The organism is Nonomuraea sp. B5E05, from assembly GCF_039880665.1.
Classification (GTDB): Bacteria; Actinomycetota; Actinomycetes; order Streptosporangiales; family Streptosporangiaceae; genus Nonomuraea.
In genome coordinates, this window is sequence record NZ_JBDPMJ010000002.1 from 595,369 (window position 1) to 619,468 (window position 24,100).

Below are 24,100 nucleotides of genomic sequence, written 5' to 3' on the forward strand. Positions count from 1 at the left end.
GCCGCGAAGCCGCACACCGCATGTCGGGCATCACAGGTCGGGCAGTGGATCCGGGGGAAGGGTCTCCGGCGCGAAGACTTCCGCGTCGGCGGCCTTGATCACCGCGGTGTACTCCTCATCGAACTCGAACGCCATCGAGCCCAGCTCGATGATCGGTCCAGGCTGGATGGGGCCCAGCCTCGTGTGCCTCGGAAACGACGCGAACACCGCGACGGGCCGGTCGCTTCTGAGCGTCCTGGTAGCGAGCACCGAAATAGCCGCATCGGTGACCACGATGAGGAAATGTCCGCTTTCCGTCGTTCCCACCGAATGCGCGGGGAAGACGTAGTGGAGCTCCCCTTGGTCGCCGAGCAATGTCCTACAACGATCCCTGACAGCAGAACCCACCGGCATTCCATCCCCCCTTGCCCCAAGTATCCGCAGGCGTATAGGGGTGTCGCAACATGCGATTTGGAATAGATCTGGCACGCTTTGTACGTTCTTCGCCGCCCGCGTCCCTCATACGATCGTTAGTACGGTCCCCGCTCAGGTGAGGCGGGCCGCGACGAGATCCCACACGACGTCGGCGAGATCCTCCTTGGGACCGAGCGGCACCTCGACCGGGTCACCGCCCGCGACGAGCACGGTGGCCGCGTTGTCGGAGGTGCCGAACGCCCTGCCCTCGCCCACCTCGTTGACGACCAGCAGGTCACAACCCTTGCGTGCGAGCTTGGCCTGCCCGTTGGCGAGCACGTCGTGCGTCTCGGCCGCGAAGCCGACGATCACCTCGGGGTACGGCTTCCGCACCGCGCCGCCCCCTGCCGCCTCCGGACGCGCGTCATCGGACACACCAACGGTGTCCGGCACGCCCGCAGGATCAGCCACACCGACCGGACCCGGCACGCCGGCCGGACTCGCGACACCCGCCGATCTCTGAGCACCGTCCGGGCCTGAGACTCCAGCCGGGTGCGTGACGTCCTCATGCGCCGGCGCGCCCGCCGGGTCGCCGGAGCCCGCCACCCCCACGGGGTTGCCGACGCCCGCCACAACCTCAGGCTCGCCGGTGCCCGTCGTGCCCGCCGGGTCGCCGACGCCCGGGCCCGCGGCGCCGGTCGCATCGGGAACGCGGGCCTGGCGACGGCGGCGTCCGAGCTCGGCGAGGATGTCGGGATTTTTCGTCAGGTGGATGGATTCGGGCTCGCCATCCGTCTTCTTGATCTTCTCGTCGTGCCGCGTCGCGGGCCGGAAGTCGGCCACGGCCGCCGCCATCACCACGACCTCGGCGTCACCCGAGGCGGCCAGCACCGCATCGCGCAGCTCGGCCGTGGACTCCACCCGCACCACCGTGGCCCCGGCGGGATCGGGCAGCGTGACGTTGGCGGCGACGAGAGTCACCTCGGCCCCGCGGGCGACGGCCGTGCGGGCCAGGGCATAGCCCTGCAGCCCCGACGAACGATTGCCGATGTAGCGAACCGGGTCGATCGCCTCACGGGTGCCCCCGGCGGACACGACGACCCTGCGCCCGGACAGGTCGCGCGGGCGGCCGCGCAGCACGCGCAGGCAGACCTGGAAGATCTCCGCCGGGTCGGGCAGCCGGCCGGGACCGCTGTCGGCGCCGGTGAGCCGCCCAGCGGCGGGGTCGATCACGATCGAGCCGCGCTCGCGCAACGTCGTGACGTTGGCGCGGGTGGCGGGATGCTGCCACATCTCGGTGTGCATCGCGGGTGCGAACACGACCGGGCATCTCGCGGTCAGCAAGGTGTTGGTGAGCAGATCGCCCGCCAGCCCGTGCGCCGCCCTGGCGAGCACGTCGGCGGTCGCGGGCGCCACCACGATGAGGTCGGCCTGCTGGCCGATCCGCACGTGGGGCACCTCGTGAACGTCGTCCCACACCTCGGCGGTCACGGGGCTGCCGGACAGGGCGGCCCAGGTGGGCGCGCCCACGAACTTCAGGGCGTCGCGGGTCGGGACGACCCGCACCTCGTGCCCCGACTCGGTGAACAGGCGCAGCAGCTCACAAGCCTTGTACGCGGCGATGCCGCCGCTGACGCCCAGGACGACCTTCATCGAAGGGGTCAGACCGCGCCTTCGATGGGCTCGGCGTTGAGCAGGCCCTCGGAGACCTCGCGCAGCGCGATGGACAGCGGCTTCTCCTGAGCATGCGTCTCGACCAGCGGCCCGACGTATTCCAGCAGGCCCTCGCCGAGCTGGGAGTAGTAGGCGTTGATCTGGCGAGCGCGCTTGGCGCCCATGATCACCAGGGAGTATTTGCTGTCGACGATGTCGAGCAGCGCGTCGATCGGCGGGTTGGTGATGCCCTCCGCGGCCGGGATGGTGCCTGCCACGATTGTCAGACCTCTCGGTTGGTGGTTGTCGTGACCCCCTGAGGGTCAGTCATCAAGGCTATCAGCCGGCGGCACACGTCTTGGACACTCGTGTTCACCAGAGAGAGGTCGAATTCGGATTCGGCGGCCATCTCGATCCGCCCGGCCGCCAGGCGGCGTGCGATGACGTCCTCGGGCTCGGTGCCGCGCCCGCGCAGCCGCTTCTCCAGCTCCTCCCAGCTGGGCGGGGCCAGGAAGACCAACAGCGCCTCCGGCATGCTGCGGCGCACCTGCCTGGCGCCTTCGAGGTCGATCTCGAGCAGAGTCGGCACGCCCTCGGCCAGCTTCTTCAGCACCGGCTCGCGCGGCGTGCCGTAGCGGTTGCCCGCGAACTCCGCCCATTCGAGCAGCTCACCGGCCGCCACGAGCCGGTCGAACTCGTCGCCGTCGACGAAGTAGTAGTGGACCCCGTGCACCTCGCCGGGCCGGGGCCTCCTGGTGGTCACCGAGACCGACAGCCACACTTCGGGGTGTGCCCGCCGGAACTCGGCGACGACCGTGGACTTGCCGACGCCCGACGGCCCGGAAAGGACCGTCAGCCGTCTCTCGCTCAGGGGCAGGAAGCCGTCCTCCACTTCCGATCCGACAGTCTCATGGGCACTGACGTCGCCGGACCAGGACCTGTCGGCCACTTCCTACCCCCCGTTGAACCTGCGCTTCGTGTGGAACAGAGATTAGCTCTCGTTGCCACCGAACTCGCGCTCGAGGGAGGCCCTCTGGTTCGCGCCGAGGCCCCGCACGCGGCGGGACTCGGCGATGGCCAGCCGCTCCATGAGTTGCTTGGCGCGGACCTTGCCCACGCCTGGGAGCGATTCCAACAAAGCCGACACCTTCATCTTGCCGATGACGTCGTCGGTCTGCCCATCCTTGAGCACCTCAGCCAGAGAAACCGCGCCATGCTTGAGCCGGTTCTTGACCTCGGCACGCTCTTTACGGGCCTTGGCAGCCTTCTCCAGGGCTGCGGCGCGCTGCTCGGGGGTCAGGGGAGGAAGAGCCACGCCGGGTCACCTCGAATTTCTGTCGATGTACTCGGACGGGAAGGGAAACTAGCTGGTCATCGCCCCCTAAGCAACGTCAAGAGCACTTTCTCTCGCCACAAAACGCACTTCATCACTGTCCGTGTTTGTAAAATCACATTGCGCTGATCAATTTGTCGCACTTCCCGCTCAGGGCGGCGGCGCGCGACGATGTCGCGAAACGCAATGAAGATCACATTTCAGCCGTCCAGCATTGTCCGAAATACCGCCCGCACCTGGGCCGAAACCTTCTCGATGATCGGTGTGCGACCGCTTCCGGAATGCCTTATGATCTTGTGAGCGGCACCGGACAGCAAGATCCATGTCACCCGCTCGTCCATGATCCACCGACCCATGGCGGCGGGCGCACGGACAGGCGCGGCGACCACCTCTGACTCGCGCCCGTCAACCCGCATCCGTCACCCATGCCGGGGGGCGCCGCCACCCACCCGACCGCACGGGACCGACGCGACATCCCGACGTCTCGCCGGCACGGAGCCGACACGGGGCCGACACGGGGCCGGCACGTGTCCTGCCCGCACGGAGCCCAGCGCCCCGGACCGGCGCGACGGCCTCGACCATGCGTGAATGCCGGGTGCGTGTCCTGCGGCCGCCACGGCACACGCTCCACCTGCGGATACGCGGGCATCGACGCACCGTGACCGACCACGGGCGCGCACTCGGATGCCGGCCACCACGACCCAGGTCAGGCGCGCATCCACGGGAGCCAGGTCACCACGGGCCGGGTCAAGTGTGCGCTCGTCACGGCGAGTGCCACGTGAGCCTTCACGACCGGCCATGACGGGCGGACACCGGCGTCGGCGCGTGCGGGCAGGCCAGGCTTGCCGTAAAGGATGGCGATCGTCACATGTCAGACGGAACGGCGGAGAGAGGCGGCGATGGCGGCGGCCGCGGCGCCCGGGTCCGGGGAGCCCGTGATGGGGCGGCCGATGACGAGCAGGTCGGCGCCGTCCGCGAGGGCCTGTTCGGGCGTGGCCACGCGCGCCTGGTCCTGCGTGGCGGCGCCTGCGGGGCGCACGCCCGGCGTGATCAGCCTGATCCCCTCCCCCACCTCCGCCCGCACCGCGGACACCTCGTGAGGCGAGCACACGAGCGCCGTCGCGCCCGCCTCGACCGACAGCGCTGCCAGCCGGCGCACCGCGGCGTCGGCCGGGCCGGCGAGCCCGACGCGGTCGAGGTCGGCCTCCGTCAAGGAGGTGAGAATCGTCACGGCGGCGATCTCGGTGTGCGGCGCCGCCTCCACGGCGGCCCTGATCATGGCGGGCCCGCCGGCGGCGTGCACGGTCAGGATCGCCGGACGCAGCCGGGCCACGGCGCGGGCGGCGCCGGCGACGGTGTTGGGGATGTCGTGCAGTTTGAGGTCGAGGAACACCTGCACGCCGCTCGCCCCCTTGACCGAGGCGATCACGTCGGGGCCATAGCGCAGGTAGAGCTCCAGGCCCACCTTGACCGTGCTGACGTGCGGCGTCACGAGGGCCGCCCACTGGGCTGCGGTCTCCAGGTCGGGTGCGTCGAGGGCGACGGCGATCGGTGCGGGAGTCAAGACGTGCTCTCCTCAGGTGCTGGAGCGATTGCGGGCGGGGCGGTCAAGGGCGCTTGTCCGCCTCGGCCATCATGGGACGGCACGGGGCATTCTCCTCCGCGGCCGGACGGCACAGGACGCTCTCTGCGGCCGGACGGCACAGGACACTCTCTTAGGAAGTCCTCCGGCATACGTCACGGGGCGCTCTCTTCGGAGTCGACCAGGAGATGCCGGGGGGCGCTTCCCGGGGGACGGTGCGCCAGGCCGACGGCGTCGGCGAGGCGCTGCAGGCCGCGCGCCCTCAGGAGGTCTTCGAGCTCGCGTTCGATGCGCAGGCAGGCGTAGGGGTCGTGGAAGAGCGCCGTGCCGACCCCGACCACGCAGGCGCCCGCCAGGACGAGCTGGAAGGCGTCCTGGCCGCTCATCACGCCGCCCATGCCGATCAGCGGGACTCCCGGCAGCGCGGCGTGGACCTGCCAGACGCAGCGTACGGCCAGCGGCAGGACGGCGGGCCCCGACAGCCCGCCGGTGACGGCGGCGAGCGAGGGCCGCAGCGCCTCGGTGTCGATGGCCATGCCGAGCGGGTTGTTGATCATGGACAGCGCGTCGGCCCCGGCGTCCACGCACGCCCGGGCGACCGAGACGATGTCGGCGACGTCGGGCGCGAGCTTGGCGACGACGGGGACGTCGTAGCGCATGATGGAGCGCACGGAGGCGATCACCTCGGCCGCCGCGCTGCCCTCGCGGGCGAAGACGCGGCCGCGGTCCTCCATGTTCGGGCAGGACAGGTTGATCTCCAGCGCGGTGACCCCGGGCGCGTCGGCCAGCCTGCGGGCCAGCTCGGAATATTCGGCGACGGTGCCCCCGCCGATCGAGACGATGGTCCTGATGCCCCGCTGGGCCAGCCAGGGCAGCTCTCGCTCCAGGAACGCGTCGATGCCGGGGCCCTGCAGGCCGACGGAGTTGAGCATGCCCGAGGGCGTCTCGGCCATCCGCGGGGTCGGCCGGCCGGCGCGCGGCGCCATGGTGATCGAGCGGGTGGTCAGCGCGCCGAGCCGGTGCAGGTCGAAGAACTGGGCCAGCTCACGCCCCGAGGAGGCGCAGCCGGCCGCCGTGGTGATCGGGTTCGCCAGCTCCACATGCGCCAGAAAAGTCCGCATATCAACTGACATGTCGTGCTCCGCCTCCGGGGGCGCCCAGCGCGTCGAACGGGATGGTTCCCACGTCCTCGAAGCGCACCCGTTCCCCCCGGAACACCGGCCCTTCCGCGCACGCCCTGACCATCCTCGTCGCCCCGTCGTCGCCGATGACGGGCAGCACGCACGTCATGCACACCCCGATCCCGCAGGCCATCGACTCCTCGACCGCCACCTGCACCGGGATGTCGAACTCCATCGCCACCGCCGTCACCGCCCGCAGCGTCGCCATGGGCGCGCAGGCGTAGACGGCGTCGGCCCGCGTGTCGGCGATCACCGAGGGCAGCGCGTCGGTGACGGTGCCGCGCAGGCCGAGCGAGCCGTCCTGGGTGGTCAGCGTGGTCGTCTCGGCCATCCTGCGGGCCCGCATCGCCCCGAAGACCCGCTCGGCCTCGGCTGCCCCGATCACGAAGTCGACCCGGCAGCCCCGCGCCAGCAGCGCGTCGGCCAGCGGGAACAGCACAGCCGAGCCGTAGTCGGAACCCACCAGCACGCAGTGGGCGGGATCGCGCGGCAGCGGGAACGGCCGCCCGAGCGGCCCGACCAGGTCGAGCGTGTCACGGGCGCGCCGCTCGGCGAGCCAGGCCGTGCCGGGCCCGCCGGTGGTGAAGACCAGTTCGACCGTGCCGCCATAGTCGGCCTTGACGTCGTGGATGAAGAACGCCCGGCGCGTCACCATCGAGGTGTAAGCCCCTCCGACCGCCACCGACACGAAGTGACCGGGGCGGTAGCGCTCGGCTATCCCCGGTGCCACCACCGTCAGCGCATGGTAGGCGTCGACGCGGCGCGTCGTCAGCACCGTGCCAGTCACCTGCACCGGAGTGCCGGCCAGTCGTCTTCACCTCCCGCCCCGGGGGTCGTAGGGGTCAGCCCCTGAGTGCCTGCGCGTGTTCCTGCAGTGACCGTACGCCCACATCGCCGCGCACGATCGCCTGGATGCCCGCCGCCGCCGCGGCGAGTCCCGCGACCGTGGTGATGCACGGGATGCCGCGCAGCACCGCGGCGGTGCGGATGTCGTAGCCGTCGAGGCGCGGGCCTGACTGCCCGGGGCTGCCGAAGGGCGTGTTGATGATCAGATCGACCTCGCCGTCGAGAATGCACTGCACGCTCGTAGGCTCACCTCCGGGCCCCGTCCCCTCGCTGTGCTTTCGCACGATCTTGGCATGGACGCCGTTGCGGCGCAGCACCTCGGCGGTCCCCTCGGTGGCCAGGATCTCGAACCCGAGGTCCGCGAGCGCCTTCACAGGGAAGATCATCGCACGCTTGTCGCGGTTGGCCACGGACACGAACGCGCGTCCCTTGGTCGGCAGCTCACCATAGGCGGCCGCCTGGGACTTCGCGAACGCCACGCCGAAGAACGCGTCGATGCCCATGACCTCGCCCGTGGAGCGCATCTCGGGCCCGAGCACGATGTCGACGCCGCGGAAGCGGTTGAACGGCAGCACCGCCTCCTTGACCGCGATGGACGAGTCGAGCGGCAGCGTGCCGCCGTCGCCGGTCGCGGGCAGCATGCCCTCCTCGCGCAGCGAGGCGATCGACGCGCCGAGCATCACCCGGGCCGCCGCCTTGGCCAGCGGCGCCGCCGTGGCCTTGGACACGAACGGCACGGTACGGCTGGCGCGCGGGTTGGCCTCCAGGACGTGGAGGACGCCGGCGGACATGGCGTACTGGACGTTCAGCAGCCCGCGCACCCCCACCCCGGCGGCGATGGCCTCGGTGGCGGCGCGGATGCGCTTGATGTCGTTGCTGCCGAGCGTGATGGGCGGCAGGGCACACGCCGAGTCGCCGGAGTGGATGCCGGCCTCCTCGATGTGCTCCATGACGCCCCCGAGATAGAGCTCCTCGCCGTCGTAGAGGGCGTCGACGTCGATCTCGATGGACTCGTCGAGGAACTTGTCCACCAGCACCGGATGGCCGCCCTCCTGGGCCGCCATGTAGGTGGTCAGCGTCTCGTCGTCGTAGACGATGGCCATGCCTGCCCCGCCCAGCACGTACGAGGGGCGCACGAGCACCGGGTAGCCGAGGTCCTCGGCGATCTCCAGAGCCTCCGAGACGGTCAGCGCCGTGCCGTGCTTGGGCGCGGGCAGGCCCGCCTCGGCCAGCACCCGCCCGAACGCGCCGCGCTCCTCGGCCAGGTGGATGGACTCCGGCGAGGTGCCGACCACGGGCACGCCCGCGTCCTTCAGCGCCTGCGCGAGCCCCAGCGGCGTCTGGCCGCCGAGCTGCACGATCACGCCCGCCACGGGCCCTGTCTGCTGCTCGGCGTGCACGACCTCCAGGACGTCCTCCAGGGTGAGCGGCTCGAAGTAGAGCCGGTCGGAGGTGTCGTAGTCGGTGGAGACGGTCTCGGGGTTGCAGTTGACCATGACGGTCTCGAACCCGGCCCGCGACAGCTCGAACGAGGCGTGCACGCACGCGTAGTCGAACTCGATGCCCTGCCCGATGCGGTTGGGCCCGGAGCCGAGGATGATGACCTTCTCCCGCTCGCCGGAGGGGACCTCGCTCTCCTCGTCGTAGGTGGAGTAGAGGTAGGGGGTCTTCGCGGCGAACTCGGCGGCGCACGTGTCGACGGTGTTGTAGACCGGCCGCAGCCCGAGGGCGTGCCGCAGGTCGCGCACCCGCGCCTCGTCGATGCCGCGGATGTCGCCGATCTGCACGTCGCTGAATCCGTGGCGCTTGGCGCGTTCGAGCACCTCCACGGTCAGCTCGGCCGCCGTGGCGACCGTCTCGGCCTCCTCGTGCAGCAGGAAGAGCTGGTCGATGAACCACGGGTCGACGCGCGTGGCCTCGAACAGCTCGCCGGGCGTGGCGCCCGCCCTGATGGCCTGCTGCATGGTGTGCAGCCGCCCGTCGTGCGGCGTGCGGCACTCGGCCAGCAGCTCGTCCTTCGGCCGGAGCTCGCCGGCCCAGGTGAAGGAGGAGTCTTTTTTCTCCAGCGACCGCAGCGCCTTCTGCAGCGCTTCGGGGAAGGAGCGGCCGATGGCCATGGCCTCGCCGACCGACTTCATGTGCGTGGTGAGCGTCTGGTCGGCGCCCCTGAACTTCTCGAACGCGAACCGCGGCACCTTCACCACGATGTAGTCGAGCGTCGGCTCGAAGGAGGCGGGGGTCTCCTTCGTGATGTCGTTGGGGATCTCGTCGAGGGTGTAGCCGATGGCCAGCTTGGCCGCGATCTTCGCGATCGGGAAGCCGGTGGCCTTGGACGCCAGCGCCGACGAGCGCGACACGCGCGGGTTCATCTCGATGACGATCATGCGGCCGGTGCGCGGGTCGACCGCGAACTGGATGTTGCAGCCGCCGGTGTCGACCCCGACCTCGCGGATGACGGCGATGGCGACGTCGCGCATGTTCTGGTATTCGCGGTCGGTCAGGGTCAGCGCGGGCGCGACGGTGACGCTGTCGCCGGTGTGGACGCCCATCGGGTCGATGTTCTCGATGGAGCAGACGATGACGACGTTGTCGGCCCTGTCGCGCATGACCTCGAGCTCGTACTCCTTCCAGCCGAGGATCGACTCCTCCAGGAGCACCTCGGTGGTCGGCGACGCGTCGAGCCCCGCGCCGGCGATGCGCCGCAGGTCTTCCTCGGTGTACGCGAACCCGGACCCGGCGCCGCCCATGGTGAACGACGGCCTGACCACCACCGGATAGCCGAGCTCGCCCGCGGCGGCCAGGCACTCGTCCATCGTGTGGCAGATGACCGACCTCGCGGACTCGGCGTTGAGACCGTGCTCGCGGGCGACCTTGGCGACGATCTCCTTGAACCGCTCGCGGTTCTCGCCCGCCTGGATCGCGTCGAAATCGGCGCCGATCAGCTCGACTTCGTACGTGTCCAGGACGCCCGACTCGTGCAGCGCGACCGCCGTGTTGAGCGCCGTCTGCCCGCCCAGCGTCGGCAGCAGCGCGTCGGGGCGCTCCTTGGCGATGATCTTCTCGACGAACTCGGGGGTGATGGGCTCGACGTACGTGGCGTCGGCGAACTCCGGGTCCGTCATGATCGTCGCGGGGTTGCTGTTGACCAGGATGACGCGGAAGCCCTCGTCCCGCAGCACCCGGCACGCCTGGGTGCCGGAGTAGTCGAACTCGCACGCCTGACCGATCACGATCGGGCCCGAGCCGATCACCAGGACCGACCTGATGTCCTCACGCTTGGGCATTCGAGGCCTCCCTCGTCCGGCCGGGCATCAGGTCACGCGTCGGGGCGCGGAGCCCGCGGGCAGGTGAAACGTCTGTGGAGCTGGTGTAAGACCGCAAGGAGAGCGTCCCTTTCTGGCGGGCGGTCGGCTGCGAAGCAGGAACCTCTATCCGCAAGGGTGAGAATCCTTCCCGTCTTTCCCGGAGTCCTGCATGGAGTCCCGTCCGGAGTCCCGCGCACAGGACGAGGCCAGGATCTCGCAGAACTCGTCGAAGAGGTAAGCCGCGTCGTGGGGCCCCGCGGCGGCCTCAGGGTGGTATTGCACGCTGAAGGCAGGCTGTTCCAGCAGGCGCAGGCCCTCCACGCAGCGGTCGTTGAGGTTGACGTGACTGACCTCGGCCGGCCCGTACGGCGTCTCGAACGGCCCGTCGAGCGGCGCCTCCACCGCGAACCCGTGGTTGTGCGCCGAGATCTCCACCTTCCCGGTGCGTACGTCCTGCACCGGCTGGTTGACGCCCCGGTGCCCGTAGCGCAGTTTGTACGTGGACAGGCCGAGGGCCCGCCCGAAGAGCTGGTTGCCGAAGCAGATGCCGAAGAAGGGCACCCTGGCCTCCAGCACCTTCCGCAGCGCCGACACGTCGGCGGTGGCGGGGTCGCCGGGGCCGTTGGAGAAGAACACGCCGTCCGGCTTCACCGCCATGATCTGCTCGTACGTGGCGGTCGCGGGCAGCACGTGCACCTCGCAGCCGCGCTCGGCCATCCGGTGCGGCGTCATGCCCTTGATGCCCAGGTCGACGGCCGCCACCGTGAACTTCTTCGTTCCGGCCGCGGGCACGACGTAGGGCTCGGCCGTGGCCACCTGTGCGGCCAGGTCGGCGCCCTCCATGCCGGGCGAGCGGCGCACCCGCTCGACCAGTTCCTCGACGGGCTCGGACGGGCCGGTGAAGATGCCGGCGCGCATGGCGCCGCGCTCGCGCAGGTGGCGGGTGAGCGCGCGGGTGCCGGAGATGGCGATGCCGACGACGCCCTGCTCCTTGAGGTAGGCGTCGAGTGATCGGGTGGCCCGCCAGCTGGAGACCACCCTGGACGGTTCGCGCACGACGTAGCCGGCCACCCAGACGCGCGACGACTCGGGATCGTCGTCGTTGACGCCGGTGTTGCCGATGTGGGGCGCCGTCATGGCGACGATCTGCCGGTGGTAGGACGGGTCCGTCAGCGTCTCCTGGTAGCCGGTCATGCCGGTGTTGAAGACCATCTCGCCGAACGTCTCACCTTCGGCGCCGTACGGGGTTCCGTGGAAGACGCGGCCGTCTTCCAGAACGAGCACCGCCCCTCGGTGGGCTCCGCCCCCCGAGTAGCCGCTTCGCGGCACGTTGTTGTCCATGTCAGCAGGGCTGTCGTTCAAACCAGCTTCCCTTCGAGAACGGTCGGCCTGCCGCGCAGGAACGTGGCGACGACCCGGCCCGGCAGCGTCATGCCTTCATAGGGTGTGTTCCTGCTCTTCGACGCGAAGGCGGAGGGATCCACCTCGGTGCGCGCGGACGGGTCGTACAGCATGATGTTGGCCGGCTCGCCCACCTCGAGCGGACGGCCCTGACCGGGCAGGCGGCCGATGCGCGCGGGAAGCGCGGACATCCGCTGCGCGACACCCGCCCAGTCGAGCAGCCCGGTCTCCACCATGGCTTCCTGGACGACGCTGAGCGCCGTCTCCAGGCCGACCATGCCCATGGCCGCCGCCGACCACTCGGTCTCCTTGTCCTCGACCGGGTGGGGCGCGTGGTCGGTGGCCACGATGTCGATCGTGCCGTCGGCCAGCGCGGCGCGCAGCGCCTCCACGTCGGCGCGGGTGCGCAGCGGCGGGTTGACCTTGTAGATCGGGTTGTAGGCCCCCACCGGCGACTCCTCGACCAGGTCGTCGGTGAGCAGGAGGTGGTGGGGGGTGACCTCGGCGGTGACGTTCCAGCCCTTGGACTTGGCCCAGCGGATGATCTCGACCGAGCCCGCCGTGGAGACGTGGCACACGTGCAGCCTGGAGCCCACGTGCGCGGCCAGCAGGCAGTCGCGGGCGATGATCGCCTCCTCGGCGACCGCCGGCCAGCCGGCCAGGCCGAGCCTGCCGGAGACGACGCCTTCGTTCATCTGGGCGCCGGAGGTGAGCCTGGGCTCCTGGGCGTGCTGGGCGACGACGCCGTCGAACGCCTTGACGTATTCGAGGGCGCGGCGCATGAGGACGGCGTCGTCGACGCACTTGCCGTCGTCGGAGAAGACGCGCACGCGGGCGGCCGAGTCGGCCATCGCGCCCAGCTCGGCCAGCTGCCTGCCCTCCAGGCCGACGGTGACCGCGCCGACGGGGTGCACGTCGCAGAGAGCGTGTTCGCGGCCCAGCCGCCACACCTGCTCGACCACGCCGGCGGTGTCGGCGACGGGCGAGGTGTTGGCCATGGCGTGCACGGCGGTGTAGCCGCCGCGGGCCGCCGACTGCGTGCCGGTCCGCACGGTCTCGGCGTCCTCCCGGCCCGGCTCGCGCAGGTGGGTGTGCAGGTCGACCAGCCCGGGGAGCGCGATCGCGCCTGCGCCGTCGATCGCCTCGGGCGCGTCCAGGCCCGGCGCGACCTCCGCGATCACGCCGTCGGCGATCCGGATCGAGACCGGCTCGCCGCCCAGAATCCTGACGTTCTTGATGATCATAATGCTGTGCCCGTCGGTTGGTTCGCTGCGCTCTTTCACGTGGTCTCTCCTCCGAGCAGCAGGTAGAGGACGGCCATGCGGATGGTCACGCCGTTGGCGACCTGCTCCACGATCGTCGAGCGCGCCGAGTCGGCCACCTCGGCGGCGATCTCCATGCCGCGGTTCATCGGCCCGGGGTGCATGACGATCGCGTCGTCCGGCATCTTGGCGAAGCGGTCGCGGTCGAGTCCGTAGCGGCGCGAGTATTCGCGCTCGCTCGGGAAGTAGGCGGCGTTCATCCGCTCCTTCTGCACCCGCAGCATCATCACCACGTCGGACTTCGGCAGCACCGCGTCGAGGTCGTAGGAGACCTCGCACGGCCAGGTGCCGACGGAGACGGGCAGCAGCGTGGGCGGCGCGACCAGCGTGACGTCGGCGCCGAGCGTGCCGAGCAGCAGCACGTTGGAGCGGGCGACCCGGCTGTGCAGCACGTCGCCGACGATCGTGATCTTGCGCCCTTCGAGCGCGCCCAGGCGGCGGCGCATGGAGAAGGCGTCGAGCAGCGCCTGCGTCGGGTGCTCGTGGGTGCCGTCGCCGGCGTTGACGACGCTGCCGTGCACCCAGTTGGCCAGGCGGTGCGGCGCGCCGGAGGCGCTGTGGCGGATGACGACCGCGTCGGCCCCCATGGCCTCCAGGGTGAGCGCGGTGTCCTTGAGCGACTCGCCCTTGGACACGCTCGACCCCTTGGCCGAGAAGTTGATCACGTCGGCCGACAGCCGCTTGGCCGCCGCCTCGAACGAGATGCGCGTGCGGGTCGAGTCTTCGAAGAAGAGGTTGACCACCGTGCGCCCGCGCAGCGTGGGCAGCTTCTTGATGGAACGTTCCGCGACACTCGCCAGCTCCTCGGCGGTGTCGAGGATGAGCAGCGCGTCGTCCTTGGTGAGGTCTCCGGCGGAGATCAGATGCCGTTTCACCTGCCGCCCCCCTTGACCAGCACGACGGCGTCGCGGCCGTCGATCTCCTGGAGATAGACCTTGACCTTCTCGCTCTTGGCGGTCGGCAGGTTCTTGCCGACGTAGTCGGCGCGGATGGGCAGCTCGCGGTGGCCGCGGTCGACCAGCGTGGCCAGCTGCACGGCGGTGGGCCGGCCGAGGTCGTTGAGCGCGTCGAGCGCGGCCCGCACGGTGCGGCCGGAGTAGAGAACGTCGTCGACGAGCACCACGACCTTGCCGTCGATGCCGTCGGGCGGCAGCTCGGTGTGGCCGAGCGGCCGGGCGGGCTTGAGCCGCAGATCGTCGCGGTACATCGTGATGTCGATCGAGCCGACGGGGATCTTCACGCCTTCGAACTGCTCGACGCGGTCGCCGAGCCGGCGGGCCAGCGTCGCGCCACGGGTCGGGATGCCGAGGAGGACGACGTCGTCGGCGCCCTTGGTCCGCTCGAGGATCTCGTGCGCGATCCTGGTCAGCGCCCGGTGAATGTCGGGGGCCTCCAGCACGGCGCGGGAATCGGACATGGCGAATCTCACCACCTTTCCCGCCTCACGGGACGGATCTTAAAGGGTGTTGGTCGGGAGACAGAGTACCAGGGGCTACCAGCTACAACGCGAGCGCCCTCCCGATACGCCGCGACGGCTCCCCTACGGGGGGTGACCGGCCAGTGCGGGTTCCGCCGCTCTCATCCGCGGCCTGCCATCGGGTAAAACTCCCCTCATCCGCCGTGTCGGCCCTTCTCGCGCGGGCAGGTCACGGAGGGCTTGCCGGGCGATCGTTCATGTCCGGCTTTTGGGGGGATAGAGCGAAGATGACCTTTCATGTCGATTCGGAGGTCGGGCGGCTGCGCCAGGTCCTCCTCCACAAGCCCGACCTGGCGCTCAAGAGGCTCACCCCCACCACCAAGGACGCGTTCCTCTTCGACGACGTGCTGTGGGTCCAGCGCGCGATGGAGGAGCACGAGGAGTTCAGGCAGGTGCTGACAGGCCGCGGCATCGAGGTGTACGAGCTGGCCGACCTGCTGCGCGAGACCGTCGACATCCCCGAGGCGCGCAAGCACATCCTCGACGCGGTCATCGACGAGCGCTGGCTCGGCCCGGCCGCCATCGACGACATCCGCAACACCCTCGACGGCATGGACGCGGCCACGCTGCAGCTCTACCTGACGGGCGGCATCACCAAGGACGAACTGGTCGCCATGGGCTGCGCCCCCAAGTCGGTCACCTTCCACACCACGGCCGGCGACGACTACATCCTGCCGCCGCTGCCCAACCACCTCTTCACCCGCGACACGTCCTGCTGGATCTACGACGGCGTGTCGATCAACGCCATGCGCAAGAAGGCCCGCATGCGCGAGACGGTCAACATGGAGGCCGTCTACATGTTCCACCCGACGTTCGCCGGCGGCTTCGACCGGCCCGGTCAGGGCGGCTACCACTGCTGGATGCCCGGCCAGACGGTGGCGCCCGCCACCCTCGAAGGCGGCGACGTGCTGGTGATCGGCAACGGCGCGGTGCTGATCGGGATCAGCGAGCGCACCCGGGCTCAGGCGGTCGAGATGCTGGCGCAGCGGCTTTTCAGAGCCGGCTCGGCGCGGAAGATCGTGGCGCTCGACATGCCGAAGGCGCGGGCGGTCATGCATCTCGACACCGTGATGACGATGCTGGACGTGGGGGTGTTCACGAAGTACGCGGGGCTCGGGATGCTGCGCTCGTACACGATCGAGCCCGGTGAGACGCACAAGGAGCTCAAGGTCACCGACCACCCGCCGGAGGACATGCACAAGGCCATCGCCCGCGCGCTGGACCTGGACGACATCAAGGTCCTCACCCCCACCCAGGACGTGTACGCCGCGGAGCGGGAGCAGTGGGACGACGGCTGCAACGGGCTGGCACTGGAGCCCGGCGTGGTGGTCGCCTACGAGCGCAACACCACGACGAACAACTTCCTGCGCGACAACGGCATCGAAGTGATCACCATCAGGGGCAGCGAGCTCGGCAGGGGCCGGGGCGGCCCTCGCTGCATGAGCTGCCCGCTCGAGCGGGACGCGGTCCAGGAGGCCTGATGCGGGTCATCGTCGCTCTCGGCGGCAACGCCGTGCTCAAACGCGGCCAGAAGGCGGACGCCGACGTCCAGCTGGCCAACGTGCGCACGGCCGTCAGGACGCTCGCCCGGCTGGCCGGCGAGCACGAGCTGGTCATCACCCACGGGAACGGCCCGCAGATCGGCATGCTGGCGCTGGAGAGCGCCGCCGACCCCGACCTGACCCGGCCCTACCCGTTCGACACGCTGGTCGCGCAGACACAGGGCATGATCGGCTACTGGATGCAGCAGACGCTGCAGAACGCGCTGCCGGGCCGGCAGGTCCTCGCCATGGTCACGCAGACGCTGGTGACGGCCGTCGACCCCGCCTTCGAGCAGCCGGCCAAGTTCGTCGGCCAGGTCTACGACCAGGAGGAGGCCGAGAAGCTGGCCGCCGAGAACGGCTGGACCGTCGCCCAGGACGGCCCTCACTGGCGGCGTGTCGTCCCCTCCCCCACGCCCCGGCGCATCGTCGAGACCCGGCTGATCCGCAAGATGATCCGCGAGGGCGTGGTCGTCATCTGCGCGGGCGGCGGCGGCATCCCCGTCGTCCGCGACGAGTCCGGCCGGCTGATCGGCGTCGAGGCGGTCGTGGACAAGGACCTCACCGCCGCGATGCTGGCCGAGTCGCTCGAATGCGACGCGTTCCTGATCCTCACCGACGTGCCCCGCGTGATGCGCGGCTTCGGCACGCCGGAGGAGACGGAGATCGCCCACACCACGCCGCACGAGCTGCGGACCATGGAGTTCCCCGCCGGGTCGATGGGCCCGAAGGTGGACGCCGTGTGCCGTTTCGTCGAGAACACCGGTGACATGGCCGCCATCGGGAAGCTTGACCAGGCCGAACGCATACTCGACGGCTCAGCGGGCACCATCGTCACACCCAACGGCAGGTGGCCGCTGACGAGCACGTTGTAGGGGGTGTCGGATGGCACTGGCCCAACGGCTCCTGCGTACGAAGCCGACCGAGCGCATCGTGGCCGAGGCCGGCCGGGGTGAGGGCGGTGAGCTGCGGCGCACGATGTCGCTGTGGCAGCTCACGCTGTTCAGCGTGGGAGCCACGCTGGGCACCGGCATCTTCGTGATCCTCGGGCAGGCGGTCCCCAAGGCGGGGCCCGCGGTGGTGCTGGCGTTCGTGCTGGCCGCCTTCACCGCGCTGCTGTCCGCCCTGTCGTACGCCGAGCTGGCCGGGACGATCCCGGTGTCCGGCTCGTCCTACTCCTACGCGTACGCGACGCTGGGCGAGCTGGTGGCCTGGATCTGCGGCTGGTGCCTCATGCTGGAGTACGCCGTGTCCGTGGCGGCGGTCTCCGTGGGCTGGGGCGAATACCTGAACGCGTTCCTGCGGTCGTTGTTCGGCTTCACCCTGCCTGACGCGATCACCCGCTCCCCCGGCCAGGACGGCGGCGTGGTCAACGTCACCGCGATCCTCATCGTGCTGCTGGCCACCTGGCTGCTGCTCTACGGGGCGTCCGAGAGCGCCAAGGCCAACGCGATCTTCGTGCTGATCAAGATCGCGGTGCTGCTGTTCTTCTGCGCGGTGGCGTTCACCGCGTTCGATGCGGGCAACCTCTCGCCCCTCGCCCCGATGGGGGTGGCCGGCATCACCGCCGCCGCCTCCCAGGTCTTCTTCTCGTACATCGGCTTCGACGCCGCCTCGACCGCCGGCGAGGAGGCCAAGAACCCCAGGCGCGACCTGCCCCTGGCCATCGTCCTCTCCCTGGCCATCGTCACGCTCGTCTACGTGCTCGTGGCCCTGGCCGCCGTCGGCGCGATGCCGTGGACCGAGTTCGACCCCGAAAGCACCGAGGCCAGCCTGGCCTACATCGCCGACCTGGCCATGGGCGCCACCTGGCCCGGCCTGATCGTCTCCTTCGGCGCGGTCATCGCCATCGCGAGCGTCGTGCTCACCGTCATGTACGGCCAGACCCGCATCCTGTTCGCGATGTCCCGCGACGGGCTCATCCCCCGCGTCTTCCAGAAGGTCAACCCGCGCCACCAGGTGCCCGTCGCCAACACCCTCATCGTCGCCCTGTTCATCTCGGTGCTGGCCGGGCTCGTGCCGCTGGGCCAGCTGGCGGAGGCGACCAGCATCGGCACGCTGTTCGCCTTCGCCATCGTGAACGTCGGCGTGCTCGTGCTCCGCTACCGCAGCCCGGAGTTGCCGCGCAGCTTCCGCGTGCCGTTCTTCCCCGTCACGCCGATCCTCGGCGCGGTCTTCTGCCTCGTCGTCATGGCGGGGCTCGCCGGGGTCACCTGGCTGGCGTTCGCGCTGTGGATGCTGGTGGGCCTGACCTGCTACTTCCTCTACGGCTACAACCATTCGCGGCTGAATGTCGAGGTGGGCTGATTGGCTTCCCCGACAGGTCTTCGAGCCGGGCACCCGACTGGCCGGCTCCCCAGGGCTGAGGTCCGGGGTCTGCGGCGAAGGAGGAGCCGATGAAGCTGGAGAACGTGCTCGCCGGATACGCGCCGGGACCGCGGGGAAGAGACGGGCTGACGCTGGCCGTCCTGCTCAAGGAGCAGGCGCGCGGGCGCCTGACGGTGGCGAGCGTGCAGCCGCCCGTCTGGACGCCGCCGGGGCCCGCCAGGGCCGAGGAGAGCGCCTGGCGCGCCTACCTCGCCGAGCAGGCGGCCGCGACGCTCGCGCAGGCCCGCGAGCTGGCCGGCGAGGACGCCGAGTATGTCACGCACACCCACCGGGGCAGCGGGCGCGGCCTGGTGGAGCTGGCCCGCAAACGCGGCGCGGACGTCGTGGTGATCGGCTCGGCCCCGCGCGGAGGCAGGGGCCGCATCGCCCTGGGCAGCACGGCCGACCAGCTGCTGCACTCTTCCTCCGTCCCCGTCCTGCTCGCCCCCCGCGGCTACGGCGAACGGCCACCGGCCGCCTTCGACCGCCTCACCGTCGCCTACCGGCGCGGCCCCGGCGGCGACGCGGCGGTCAAGGACGCGGCCAGGGCGGCCGCGACGCTCGGCGTGTCCCTGAGGCTGGTCACGCTCGTGGTCAGCAGCGGCAGGCGGGCGCGGGTCGAGAAGGAGATGCTCGTCCGCCTGCGCGACCAGGCCGCGGCCGACCTGCGCACGGCTGCGCGGGGGCACCGGCGGAGGTTGTCCGTGGAGGCCGAGGTGCTGGAGGGCCGGAGTGTCCCTCAAGCGCTCGGCACGACCTCGTGGCTCGCCGGCGAGATGATCATATGCGCTTCGAGCGCCACCGGGCCACTCAGACGGGTCTTCCTCGGCGACACGTCCATAAAGATCGTCAAGGCCGCGACATGCCCGGTCATGGTGCTCACCCGCCAGACGTGAGTGGGCACGCTCCCTCGTCAAACTATGACGAAGTACTGGTATTAGTGGGACATCAGAGGCGTTTGTGGCGATTCCTACCGGACCGGATTCGGCATCTTTTTTCCAATCAGCTTGACCTGGGGCGTCCACCCCTTTACCGTCACTGTGCGTAACCGCACTGCGCGGCGTTACCGGGGTAAACCCAGGCCGTGGCTACCGATGGTGCCGAGCACAGCACCAGACCCCCCGGTGGCCGGGGCATACGCCGCAAGGGAGCACAATCTACTAAGAGCGATACATACGAGAGCCGGGGGGCCACACGATGCCGTCTGAGTACGCAAAGTCGCTGGGTGCACGACTCCGCGCCATCCGCACCCAGCAGGGCCTGTCCCTGCATGGAGTCGAAGAGAAGTCGCGTGGCAGGTGGAAAGCCGTAGTCGTGGGCTCATATGAGCGCGGCGACCGGGCTGTGACCGTGCAGAAACTTGCCGAGCTTGCCGACTTCTACGGGGTGCCCGTCTCCGAGCTGCTGCCGGGCGGCGCCGCCCCCAGCCCGCTCGGGCCGACACCCAAGCTTGTGATCGACCTGGAGCGCCTGGCGACCCTGCCGAAGGAGAAGGCGGGCGCGCTGGCCCGTTACGCCGCGACGATCCAGAGCCAGCGTGGCGACTACAACGGCAAGGTGCTGTCGATCCGCCAGGAGGATCTGCGCTCCCTGGCCGTGATCTACGACAAGTCGCCCAGCGAGCTGACCGAGGAGCTCATCAGCTGGGGCGTCCTCGACGCCGAGGCTCGCCGGGCCGTCGAGTCGTTCTGAGGTCGGCTCCTCAGGGATTGCTCGTTTTCGAGGTCACCCGCCTGAGGCATGTGGGCTCGCCGTGCACGCGGCGAGCCCTTCGTCCTTCCACGGGCCCCACCCTCCCGCCATTGACCACCACGATGGAGCGGCCCGCACGGCACCCCGGCTCACGGCCCCACCTGCCCTGCCGAGACGGTACGGCGGGCGCTCGGCGCCCGCGGAAGACCGGACGGGCCGCGCCGAGGACTGCGGCCACGGGTCCGCTACGGAGGGCCCGGCGGAGTCCATCCGGAAAGGCCCGGGAACACGCGAAAGCCCCGGCCAGGGTGGCCGCCCGGAAGGCCTTGGCCAGGGCATCCCGGAGCGCCCCGGGTGGCCCCGGGGGGGAGCCCGCTCGGAGGGGCTCGCGTGCGAGGGGGGCGTCAGCCGGCCAGGGGGACGTCCGCGGGAAGCTGGGGCTGGCTGGGAACGCCGAGCAGGTCTTCGATGGTGCAGACGAAGGTCTCCGCCTCGGCCAGGATCTCGTCGGCGTCGGCCGCGCCGATCCCGCGGACCATGCCCGCCTCGGCCGCGGCCCGCTTGGCGGCACTCGCCGCGAAGTAGGCGGCCCACTCGGCCAGGTGCGGCTCCGCCTCGGGCAGCAGCTCCCACGCGCTGCGCAGGCGACGCCTGCGGCCCTCCATGGGTCGCGGGCGCGCGGCCAGGATCGCCGCCGCCGCCCTGAGGGCGGCGAGGTGGGCGGCCACATATCGGGATGCCGGGGTGCGAGCGCCGGTCGCCTCCGCCAGGCAGGAACGTGAATCGATGAGGTGTGCCCGAACCGCAGCCGACAGCCGGGGCCCGGGCGTTTCTCTAGGCCGTGGTGCCATCTTGCGCGCCTCCTCTGGAGTCGTGGGCGGGCGGCCGGCGTTGCGCCGGTGGAGTCAACACTCGCAGACGCCACCGACATTTCCGCCGGGCCGGCCGGACGAGGAGCTTCCCCTCTCCCCGTCCGGCCAGGACACGCCCGCTCGTCTCCGCCGACGACGAGGACGTGCCCTTCGCCCGTGGAACCTGGCCGCGGGGATCGCTTGGGGAAGCGAACTGCCCGCGACCAGGCCCAGGTGACGCCGAGCCGCGAGCCTCACCGTCACTGGATCGAACATAATTTCGATCAGGTCCGGTGTCAACCACATCCACGAACACAGGTTCGATGACCATGGACGAAACGGCCGGCTCGCCACGAGGACAACCCGTACGACGAGAACAGCCGCCGCCGCGGATGGGCACGCGGCGGCGGCTCGGGTCCAGAGGGCGCCCAGGCGGCACCCAGGAGGGCCAGGAGGCGCTCAGGAGACGGAAATCGCCCCCGAGGGGCAGAGGGTCACGGCGCGCCGCACGGTCTCCTCCTGACCGTCCGGCGGCGTCTGACGCAACAACACCACCGTGCCTTCGTCCTCGCTCTGGTCGAACACCTCCGGCGCCGTCAGCGCGCACATGCCGGCACCGATGCACACCGTGGTGTCTGCCTTGATCTCCATGATGACCTACCAAGTGACAGGGAGGCGGTGCACTCCATAGATGGTCATATCCGAGCGCATCGGCACCTCCTCGGGCGTTACCGCCAAGCGTAGGCCAGGGAAGCGCCGCAGCAGCGCAGGGTAGGCGATGCGCATCTCGGCCCGGGCGAGCTGCTGGCCGAGGCACTGGTGGATGCCGTGGCCGAAGGTCATGTGACCGCCGGCGGGGCGGGTGACGTCGAGCCGATCGCCGTCGGGGAATCGGGAGGGGTCGCGGTTGACGACCGGCAGGTGGACGCCGACCATCTCTCCTTCCTTGATGAGGTTGCCCGCGATCTCGACGTCCTCCGTCGCGAGCCTGAACGGGCCGAGGTGGATGATGGTGAGGTAGCGCAGCAGCTCCTCGACGCCGTTGTCCACCACCGACGGGTCGTCGCGCATGGCGGCGAGCTGGTCGGGGTTGGTGAGCAGCGCGTACGTCCCGAGGCCCAGCATGTTGGCGGTCGTCTCGTGCCCGGCCACCAGCAGCAGGAACGCCACCCCCGTGAGCTCCTCGTCGTCGAGCTCCCCGCTCTCGATGAGCCCGCTCAGCAGGTCGTCGGCCGGCTCTTTGCGCTTGCGCTGGATCAACCCGTACAGGTAGGCCGAGACCCTCCCGAGCGCCGCCAGCACGTCGTCGGCCTTGGTCTCCAGGTTGACCAGGATCTTGGAGTCCTCCTGGAACTGCGCACGATCCTCGTACGGCACCCCGAGCAGTTCGCAGATCACCAGCGACGGGATCGGCAGCGCGAACGTCTGGACGAGGTCCACGGTGCCGCCGGCGGCCGCCATGTCGTCCAGGCAGGCGTCGGTGATCTCGGTGATCCGCGGCTCGAGAGCCTTCATCCTGCGCACGGTGAACTGCCCGGTCAGCAGCTTGCGGTAGCGCGTGTGCTCAGGCGCGTCCGTGCGCAGGAAGAACCCCCGCGGCACCCCGCGATCCCTGCGCTCGCCGACCAGGTCGACCCTGGACGGGATCGGCGCGTGCATCTTGTCCGGCCGGTTGCTGAAGCCGGGGTGGGCCAGCACCGCACGGGCCTCCGCGTAGCCGGTCACCAGCCAGCCGACGTGGCCGTCGGCGTACGTCATGCGGTGCATCGAAGCCTGTTGCCGCAGCTCCGCGACCTCGTCCGGCGGGTCGAACGGACGCTGCCTGGTCATGGGCAGGGTGAAGTCGGACATGCCTCTGCTCCTTTCCGAGCGACCTACCCAGAAAACCTCAATCGATGCAAACTTTCAACTAGTGAAAACAATAAAAGCGTGCAGTATAGTTCCGGCATGGCGGGATTGCGGGAGCGCAAGAAGCAGCGCACGCGCCGGGCGCTGATCGAGTCGGCGCTCCAGCTCTTCGACGAGAAGGGTTACGAGGAGACCACGCTGGCGGAGATCGCCGCTGGGGCCGACGTGTCGACACGCACGTTCTTCAGCTACTTCGCGAGCAAGGAGGACGTGGTCTTCTACGACACGGCCGAGCGCATGGAGCTGGCGAAGGCCATGCTGGCCCGCCCAGAGCCCGGGATGTCGCCGGCCGACCTGCTGAGCAGCCTCATCGACAACAGCCTCGCCTGGTCGAGCGCGCAGGAGGAGCTCACCTTCGAGGACGCCGAGCTGCGGCTGCGGCTCATCCTGACCGAACCGACGCTGCAGGCGCGGGCGCTGACGGTGCTGTTCGGCACGCAGCTCGGGCTGGCGCGGACGCTGCACGAGACGTACGCCGGCGAGCTGAGCATGATCGAGGCCGCGGCGGCGGTGGGCGCGCTGTTCGGGTCGGTCAAGCTCGCGGTGATCGCCAACCTGGAGCACAACCGGTCGCTGGAGGAGATCTGGGACACCGCTCGCCGGGCCGCCGACGTCGCGCTGGCCGGGATGCGCTCGCTCGGCTAGCACCTCGCGCACGCTTTCTGAGAGGCTGTCCCCGCCGAGGCGGGAGAGGAGAGCGCATGGCGGAAAGCAGCCGGCGGCGGCCCACCGATCTGGTCCTGCTGGCGCTCGGGCCGGTCCTGGCGGGGGCGTACGCGGCCGTCAACCACGCGGCCATCCGGGAGGCTGTGCGGGCGCAGATCGCCGGCCCCGAGTGGGAGGGCGGCCCGCTCGGTCCCGGCGAGATGACGGCGCTGGGCACCGACGTCTGGCGGCTGACCTGGTGGATCGCCCTGTTCACGGGGGTCGTGGCGGTGGCCTACCTCGTCATCGGCGCGCTGCTGCGGCGGCGTGGCCGGGGCCGCACGCTGCTCATGGTGCTCTCGGGCGTCCTCATGGTCCCGTACGCGCTCGCGTTCTTAGTCGCGCTGATGAACCCCGTACACAGCCTGCCAGGCCTGTACGACTCCCCTGACTTCGCCGCGGGGGTGCCAGGCTGGCAGGCGGCCACGCCGCTCATCGTGCTCGCGGCCGGGCTGACGCAGGCGGTGGGGATGGCGATGGCGGCCTCGACCGGCCGGCGCGCGGCGCGGGCAGGCGTGGAGCCCGCCCGCTGAGCCGCAGGTC

The 24,100-nt window shown here is 70.4% G+C and carries 24 protein-coding genes; 7 read left to right on the forward strand and 17 right to left on the reverse strand.

Annotated features, from left to right (window positions below; genetic code table 11):
- Positions 1-30: 30 nt before the first annotated feature.
- From ABGB01_RS06065 to pyrR, 14 genes are all read right to left on the reverse strand, one after another.
- Complete coding sequence (locus tag ABGB01_RS06065; protein ID WP_165974989.1) at positions 31-393, reverse strand: hypothetical protein; 363 nt, start codon at positions 391-393, stop codon at positions 31-33.
- 132 nt (positions 394-525) lie between these two features.
- Positions 526-2,046, reverse strand: coding sequence for a bifunctional phosphopantothenoylcysteine decarboxylase/phosphopantothenate--cysteine ligase CoaBC (gene coaBC / locus ABGB01_RS06070; RefSeq protein ID WP_347771115.1), 1,521 nt, complete (start codon positions 2,044-2,046; stop codon positions 526-528).
- An 8-nt stretch (positions 2,047-2,054) separates the two neighbouring features.
- Complete coding sequence (gene rpoZ / locus ABGB01_RS06075; RefSeq protein ID WP_132510563.1) at positions 2,055-2,324, reverse strand: DNA-directed RNA polymerase subunit omega; 270 nt, start codon at positions 2,322-2,324, stop codon at positions 2,055-2,057.
- A 5-nt stretch (positions 2,325-2,329) separates the two neighbouring features.
- The gene (gmk, locus tag ABGB01_RS06080) at positions 2,330-2,938 is read right to left on the reverse strand and encodes a guanylate kinase (RefSeq protein WP_347771118.1); all 609 of its coding nucleotides are present in this window, start codon (positions 2,936-2,938) and stop codon (positions 2,330-2,332) included.
- Between the two features lie 99 nt (positions 2,939-3,037).
- On the reverse strand, positions 3,038-3,361 hold the full coding sequence (gene mihF, locus ABGB01_RS06085) for an integration host factor, actinobacterial type (protein ID WP_020541698.1): 324 nt from the start codon (positions 3,359-3,361) through the stop codon (positions 3,038-3,040).
- Positions 3,362-4,085: 724 nt separating this feature from the next.
- Positions 4,086-4,247 (reverse strand): hypothetical protein, encoded by a 162-nt coding sequence (locus tag ABGB01_RS06090; protein ID WP_347771121.1) that lies wholly within the window; start codon positions 4,245-4,247, stop codon positions 4,086-4,088.
- Positions 4,248-4,250: 3 nt separating this feature from the next.
- Positions 4,251-4,943 carry an orotidine-5'-phosphate decarboxylase gene (gene pyrF / locus ABGB01_RS06095; protein ID WP_347771123.1) on the reverse strand — a complete coding sequence of 231 codons (693 nt, stop codon included), beginning with the start codon at positions 4,941-4,943 and terminating at the stop codon, positions 4,251-4,253.
- Between the two features lie 173 nt (positions 4,944-5,116).
- On the reverse strand, positions 5,117-6,094 hold the full coding sequence (locus tag ABGB01_RS06100; protein ID WP_347771125.1) for a dihydroorotate dehydrogenase: 978 nt from the start codon (positions 6,092-6,094) through the stop codon (positions 5,117-5,119).
- Entirely contained in the window at positions 6,084-6,935 is an 852-nt protein-coding gene (locus ABGB01_RS06105) for a dihydroorotate dehydrogenase electron transfer subunit (protein ID WP_347771127.1), read from the reverse strand. The genes ABGB01_RS06100 and ABGB01_RS06105 overlap by 11 nt, the downstream gene beginning before the upstream one ends.
- Before the next feature lie 49 nt (positions 6,936-6,984).
- Entirely contained in the window at positions 6,985-10,272 is a 3,288-nt protein-coding gene (gene carB / locus ABGB01_RS06110) for a carbamoyl-phosphate synthase large subunit (protein WP_347771129.1), read from the reverse strand.
- A 144-nt stretch (positions 10,273-10,416) separates the two neighbouring features.
- Positions 10,417-11,634 (reverse strand): glutamine-hydrolyzing carbamoyl-phosphate synthase small subunit, encoded by a 1,218-nt coding sequence (gene carA / locus ABGB01_RS06115; RefSeq protein ID WP_347771131.1) that lies wholly within the window; start codon positions 11,632-11,634, stop codon positions 10,417-10,419.
- Positions 11,635-11,651: 17 nt separating this feature from the next.
- Positions 11,652-12,938, reverse strand: coding sequence for a dihydroorotase (locus ABGB01_RS06120; RefSeq protein WP_347771262.1), 1,287 nt, complete (start codon positions 12,936-12,938; stop codon positions 11,652-11,654).
- Positions 12,939-12,973: 35 nt separating this feature from the next.
- Complete coding sequence (locus tag ABGB01_RS06125) at positions 12,974-13,891, reverse strand: aspartate carbamoyltransferase catalytic subunit (protein ID WP_347771133.1); 918 nt, start codon at positions 13,889-13,891, stop codon at positions 12,974-12,976.
- The gene (gene pyrR, locus ABGB01_RS06130; RefSeq protein ID WP_347642701.1) at positions 13,888-14,433 is read right to left on the reverse strand and encodes a bifunctional pyr operon transcriptional regulator/uracil phosphoribosyltransferase PyrR; all 546 of its coding nucleotides are present in this window, start codon (positions 14,431-14,433) and stop codon (positions 13,888-13,890) included. The genes ABGB01_RS06125 and pyrR overlap by 4 nt, the downstream gene beginning before the upstream one ends.
- Before the next feature lie 287 nt (positions 14,434-14,720).
- On the opposite strand from pyrR, the gene ABGB01_RS06135 reads away from it, so the two are divergent.
- The 5 genes from ABGB01_RS06135 to ABGB01_RS06155 all read left to right on the forward strand — a co-directional run bounded on the left by ABGB01_RS06135 (position 14,721) and on the right by ABGB01_RS06155 (position 20,093).
- A complete protein-coding gene (locus tag ABGB01_RS06135) occupies positions 14,721-15,974 on the forward strand; it encodes an arginine deiminase (RefSeq protein WP_347771135.1) in 1,254 nt (417 codons plus the stop codon).
- Positions 15,974-16,909 (forward strand): carbamate kinase, encoded by a 936-nt coding sequence (gene arcC, locus ABGB01_RS06140; RefSeq protein ID WP_347771137.1) that lies wholly within the window; start codon positions 15,974-15,976, stop codon positions 16,907-16,909. The genes ABGB01_RS06135 and arcC overlap by 1 nt, the downstream gene beginning before the upstream one ends.
- 10 nt (positions 16,910-16,919) lie before the next feature.
- Positions 16,920-18,341 carry an amino acid permease gene (locus tag ABGB01_RS06145; protein WP_347771139.1) on the forward strand — a complete coding sequence of 474 codons (1,422 nt, stop codon included), beginning with the start codon at positions 16,920-16,922 and terminating at the stop codon, positions 18,339-18,341.
- Positions 18,342-18,430: 89 nt separating this feature from the next.
- On the forward strand, positions 18,431-19,297 hold the full coding sequence (locus ABGB01_RS06150; protein WP_347771141.1) for a universal stress protein: 867 nt from the start codon (positions 18,431-18,433) through the stop codon (positions 19,295-19,297).
- A 301-nt stretch (positions 19,298-19,598) separates the two neighbouring features.
- Positions 19,599-20,093 carry a transcriptional regulator gene (locus tag ABGB01_RS06155; protein ID WP_026214021.1) on the forward strand — a complete coding sequence of 165 codons (495 nt, stop codon included), beginning with the start codon at positions 19,599-19,601 and terminating at the stop codon, positions 20,091-20,093.
- Positions 20,094-20,497: 404 nt separating this feature from the next.
- On the opposite strand, the gene ABGB01_RS06160 is transcribed toward ABGB01_RS06155, so the two are convergent.
- From ABGB01_RS06160 to ABGB01_RS06170, 3 genes are all read right to left on the reverse strand, one after another.
- On the reverse strand, positions 20,498-20,944 hold the full coding sequence (locus tag ABGB01_RS06160; RefSeq protein WP_347771144.1) for an SAV_6107 family HEPN domain-containing protein: 447 nt from the start codon (positions 20,942-20,944) through the stop codon (positions 20,498-20,500).
- A 459-nt stretch (positions 20,945-21,403) separates the two neighbouring features.
- Positions 21,404-21,595 (reverse strand): ferredoxin, encoded by a 192-nt coding sequence (locus ABGB01_RS06165; RefSeq protein ID WP_347771146.1) that lies wholly within the window; start codon positions 21,593-21,595, stop codon positions 21,404-21,406.
- 6 nt (positions 21,596-21,601) lie between these two features.
- Complete coding sequence (locus ABGB01_RS06170) at positions 21,602-22,795, reverse strand: cytochrome P450 (RefSeq protein WP_347771148.1); 1,194 nt, start codon at positions 22,793-22,795, stop codon at positions 21,602-21,604.
- A gap of 96 nt (positions 22,796-22,891) precedes the next feature.
- Between ABGB01_RS06170 and ABGB01_RS06175 the strand changes: the two genes are divergently transcribed.
- Together ABGB01_RS06175 and ABGB01_RS06180 are read left to right on the forward strand one after the other, a co-directional pair.
- A complete protein-coding gene (locus tag ABGB01_RS06175; RefSeq protein ID WP_347771150.1) occupies positions 22,892-23,497 on the forward strand; it encodes a helix-turn-helix domain-containing protein in 606 nt (201 codons plus the stop codon).
- Between the two features lie 56 nt (positions 23,498-23,553).
- Entirely contained in the window at positions 23,554-24,090 is a 537-nt protein-coding gene (locus ABGB01_RS06180) for a hypothetical protein (RefSeq protein WP_347771152.1), read from the forward strand.
- The last annotated feature ends 10 nt before the right edge of the window (positions 24,091-24,100 follow it).